Source organism: Methylocucumis oryzae (assembly GCF_000963695.1).
Classification (GTDB): domain Bacteria; phylum Pseudomonadota; class Gammaproteobacteria; order Methylococcales; family Methylomonadaceae; genus Methylovulum; species Methylovulum oryzae.
The window spans coordinates 1-4,230 of sequence record NZ_LAJX01000355.1; the positions used below are offsets into that span (position 1 = coordinate 1).

General features: G+C 55.7%; 4 protein-coding genes. All 4 read right to left on the reverse strand.

The features are described from left to right. Positions 1-947, reverse strand: a 947-nt coding sequence (locus VZ94_RS24015; RefSeq protein ID WP_052700834.1) for a tetratricopeptide repeat protein, incomplete at its 3' end; no start/stop codon positions are given. Positions 948-1,224: 277 nt separating this feature from the next. Beyond that, the gene (locus VZ94_RS27505) at positions 1,225-1,743 is read right to left on the reverse strand and encodes a type II secretion system F family protein (RefSeq protein WP_204369258.1); all 519 of its coding nucleotides are present in this window, start codon (positions 1,741-1,743) and stop codon (positions 1,225-1,227) included. A gap of 233 nt (positions 1,744-1,976) precedes the next feature. Next, positions 1,977-2,918, reverse strand: coding sequence for a type II secretion system F family protein (locus tag VZ94_RS21475; protein WP_204369259.1), 942 nt, complete (start codon positions 2,916-2,918; stop codon positions 1,977-1,979). Continuing rightward, a partial coding sequence (locus tag VZ94_RS21480) for a TadA family conjugal transfer-associated ATPase (RefSeq protein WP_045780810.1) occupies positions 2,918-4,230 on the reverse strand: 1,313 nt, incomplete at its 5' end. The genes VZ94_RS21475 and VZ94_RS21480, both read right to left, overlap by 1 nt.

Genomic DNA, 4,230 nt, shown 5'->3' on the forward strand with positions numbered 1-4,230 from the left:
GGTTGACCAGCCTGCTCGATAGCAATGGCATCTGGAAGCCAGTTGGCGAGACGTGCTCCAAAGCTCTCAAAATCGCGCTTTTGCGTCACCGCGACTGGTGTTGAAGGCCGAGTGACCAAACGGACCTCGCCCAGTGAAACACGTTCCAGCCGAATACCTTCCCGCTGCGCGGGTGCAGTGACTTGCCGCGGTACGTCGAACGGTTGTCGCTCGCTCGGGCGATCCGGAAATGTCGGGGCTGACGGCTTTGGCAATTGGCGTGGCTGGATTGCGGCGGGCCGGATCGCCATCGTTGCCTGCGGCCTGTAAACAGCCTGAATAACGGGACTCGACATGTCCGCATCGGGGCCTGTTGGAACCTCTAGCCTCGGAAGCATTGGGGCTGCGGCGGCAATTGGGCTGTCGACGGCCAGGGCGGCCAAGGCAGGCGTCTCTATTGTGATTGCTGGAGCGGCTTCCTGCGGAGCTTGGTCGCTTAGCGCCGTTACAAATTTGATTTCTTCCTGCGGGGCAGGCGGTTCGGCATTCTGAACTGGCTCGATCAATGCTGCAGCGAGTTGCGGCTGTCCGTTACGGGTGTAAAGCCGCGCCAAGTTCGCACGGAACTTTGGGTTTTCAGGTTCAAAGGAAAGCGCCAGTTCAAAATAACGCTGCGCCAGGTCCTTCCTGCCAATCCGGTCATAGGCGACTGCAAGACCGTTATAAGCATCGCCACTATCCGGTTGCTCGCGCAGCGCTTCGCGAAATGCCGAAATTGCATTCGCATTCTGCCCTAGGTTGAGGAGGGCGCGCCCTTCAGCCAGCGCATCCTGTTTTGCAGAGCGCTCAACCGATTCAACCGCGCGTATCTCAAGCTTGGCCTGTGGCTGGAAAGCCGAACACCCTCCGAGAAAAGTGATCGTCGCAGCGGTGCAAACGATCCGGATCTGATATCGATTCATGTTCATCCCCCCGCCAATGCCGGCGCAACCTGCCGGATTACACGTATTACTGCAGGCAACATCAACACCCCGATCATCACTGGAAGCATGCATGCGACCAGCGGAACCGAGAGCAACACGGGCAGGCGGTGTGCCTTTTCTTCGGCCCGCAACCTGCGTTTTTCCCGCATTTCATTGGAATAAAACGCGCAGCGTGTCGCCCACGCTCGAACCGAGCTTGTCCGATTGGATCAAAAGCGTAGCAAATGAACGGATTTCGTCGACCTGCGACCTGTCGGCCATTTTACGCAATGCTTTGTTCGCGGGTGGCACCGGCTCGCAATTCCAAAGTTACCATTGATAGTAGTTCTGAAAGCAAGGGATGCGAATTCAGCATCTCGCGTCCGACACGGTCAAATGCAGCCTCCATGCCGAGGCCCGCTTCGACGCAAACGAGCATCAGGTCGAGCGCATCGGGAAAGCCATTGATAATTTCTTCGCGGCGCCGATCTGCCTTAGCAGAAATGAACAGGTTTGGCAGGTAAAGGCTAGAATCGCTAGCAAAACCCCGAATATATAAAGCTTCATCGGGGAAATTTCCGAACCACCAAAAACGGCGGCGAGCAGTAGCGTTCCCGGTAAGAGGAATAGGGTTATCATCCGAACAAGCGTGAACAATTTGGGAGCCGCAGGCGAAGTTGTAGCCAGCTGCAATCAGCCTCGCCCGAAGTTTGTCTCCCTGGGTATCGACGAGCGAAATTCCGGCGCGCTCAATGCGGTCGGTGAGCTTGGCCCAGCCCTCCGAAATTCTGTCACGTCGCAAGCTGCACCTTCAGTGCCGCGTACGGGCGTGCCCAACTCATCCAGTCGTCCGCGAACTGCAGCGCGATTGGCGATGAAGTTTGAGATCAGCATCACGCTGACGACCACCAGCAAGAATATCAGCACCAGCAAGGTGATGCGCATTGTCATGGAAATGGCGAAACTCTCAAGCATTTCAGACCTTCAAATCGATCATGCGCCGGATCGAGATGAAACCGACTGCATAAAGCACTATCAGCCGATAAAGCCGACCGGGAAAATAGGATCCTGCGCTACGTCGAGATAAAATGCAGGGTTGGACAGGAAGAGGGCGCTGAATGCCAAAATGGGCAATGCTGTCAAAATCAGCGCGGTCATTCGACCTTCCGAACTCAATGCCCTTACTTTCATATACATGCTGTGCCGTTCACGAATCACCGTCGAGAGGTTGGCTAGGATTTCCGCCAGGTTACCACCCGTTTCATTCTGCACGGAAAGCGAGACGACAAACATCTGGATATCGTCGATGCCCCAGCGATCTACCATGTTTTGCAAGGCATCGCGAAGGTCTGCGCCATAAGATACTTCGTCGACCACAAGGCCGAATTCGGTTCCCAACGGGTCTTCCATTTCCTTGGTCAGCAAATCTAGAGCCGAGGCAATCGGGTGGCCGGATCGCAAACCGCGGACGAATATGTCGAGCGCGACAGGGAACTGTTCCTGCATACGCTTTTTACGTTTCGATGCCATGTTCGAGAGTACGATCATCGGAATTCCGGTACCAAAGCAGAGGCCCAGGGCTATGGCGAGTTGGATGACCCCGATACCGATCGAAAAGCCCGACAAGCCAGCACCGAGCAAGATAAGGCCGACTACCGCTGTGGAGGCGATGGCCATTCCAAGCATGATCTGGTTGGGCGGGAGTGGAATGCTTGACGCAATCACCGTGCGTTCCACCGAACGACCCAATTTTCCGATGAATCCGGACATGTTGGCGAAGGTGCCAGGGGCTGATTTGCGCAGGCGTGACGTCACAATTTCGCGGTCCAGCCCACCCTCGATCATTTTCAGGCGTTTGTTGACCGCGCGACTGCCTCTTTGCCGCTGCTGGATCGTCGCGATCAGCCTTTCCGAAACCAGAAAGACCGAGGCAAATATGACGATCAGCGCCAAAACCCTGAGGATGACGGGATCCATCAATCGATCCTCTTATCAGGGCGGAACAGATCCGCGTTTAGCGAAACGCCATGTGCAGACAGGTCTTCAAGCAGCTTGGGCCGAATGCCAGTCGCTTCGAAATGACCGATGACCATATTGTTCTCGTCGCGTCCCATCATGCGGAAACGGAAAATTTCCTGCATGGTGATGGTTTCGCCTTCCATGCCGACAATTTCGGAGAGGCTCAAAAGGCGGCGGCGACCATCTGACAGGCGCCCGATCTGGATAACTACGTTCAATGCTGAGGCAATTTGCGCACGCGCAGAGCGCGGGGAAATGTCGATCCCGCTCATCCCGATCATCTGTTCGATACGCGACAAGGCATCACGCGGGGTGTTGGCGTGTACGGTGGTCATCGATCCGTCATGGCCGGTGTTCATGGCTTGCAACATGTCGAACGCTTCGCCCGAACGGACTTCGCCCAGGATGATACGGTCGGGGCGCATGCGCAGCGCGTTTTTCACAAGATCGCGCTGATTGACCTCGCCCTTGCCTTCGATGTTGGGTGGGCGCGTTTCGAGGCGCGCCACATGGCTTTGTTGGAGCTGAAGTTCAGCCGAGTCTTCAATGGTTACGATGCGTTCGCGTTCATCGATGAAAGCAGACATGGCGTTGAGCAAAGTCGTCTTACCCGAACCCGTGCCACCCGAAATCAGGACATTGCGCCGTGCCCGGACGACACCCTTCAACACCTCTGCAATCTGCGTTTGGCACACTTGCCCAGTTCGCTCAGTTTCTCCATGTTGATGGGGAATTTTCGCGAATTTGCGGATCGAAAGAAGCGAACCGTCGACAGCCAGCGGAGGTACGATCGCATTGACACGCGATCCATCGGGCAATCGGGCGTCGACGAAGGGGGAGGATTCATCGACACGGCGTCCAACCGCGCTGACGATTTTCTGGATGATGCGCAGCAAGTGGCGTTCATCTTTGAAACGTGTCTCGACACGCTCAAGAACGCCCTTGCGTTCGACAAACACCACTTCGGGCCCGTTGACCAGGATGTCGGTTATGGTGTTGTCTTCGAGTAGCGGTTCCAGCGGCCCAAGGCCCAACAACTCATCCAGAATATCCGAAACCAGCTGCTTGCGCTCTTCATGGTTGAGCGCATGCTTTTGCTGCGCCAACTGCTCATGCACCAGCTCACCAATTTCGGTTTCAATCTGCTGTCGCGACATTTTTTCAAGCGCGGAGAGATTGATGAGATCAAGCAAACGTCGGTGAAGTTCAACCTTTAGGTCGATATAGTCCGTGTCTGCGGCGTAAACCTCAGCCGCCTTTTTGGCCAAAA

Excerpts from the sequence above, each read along its gene's own strand:
- VZ94_RS21475 (WP_204369259.1), bottom strand. The coding sequence starts at position 2,918 with ATGGATCCCGTCATCCTCAGGGTTTTGGCGCTGATCGTCATATTTGCC.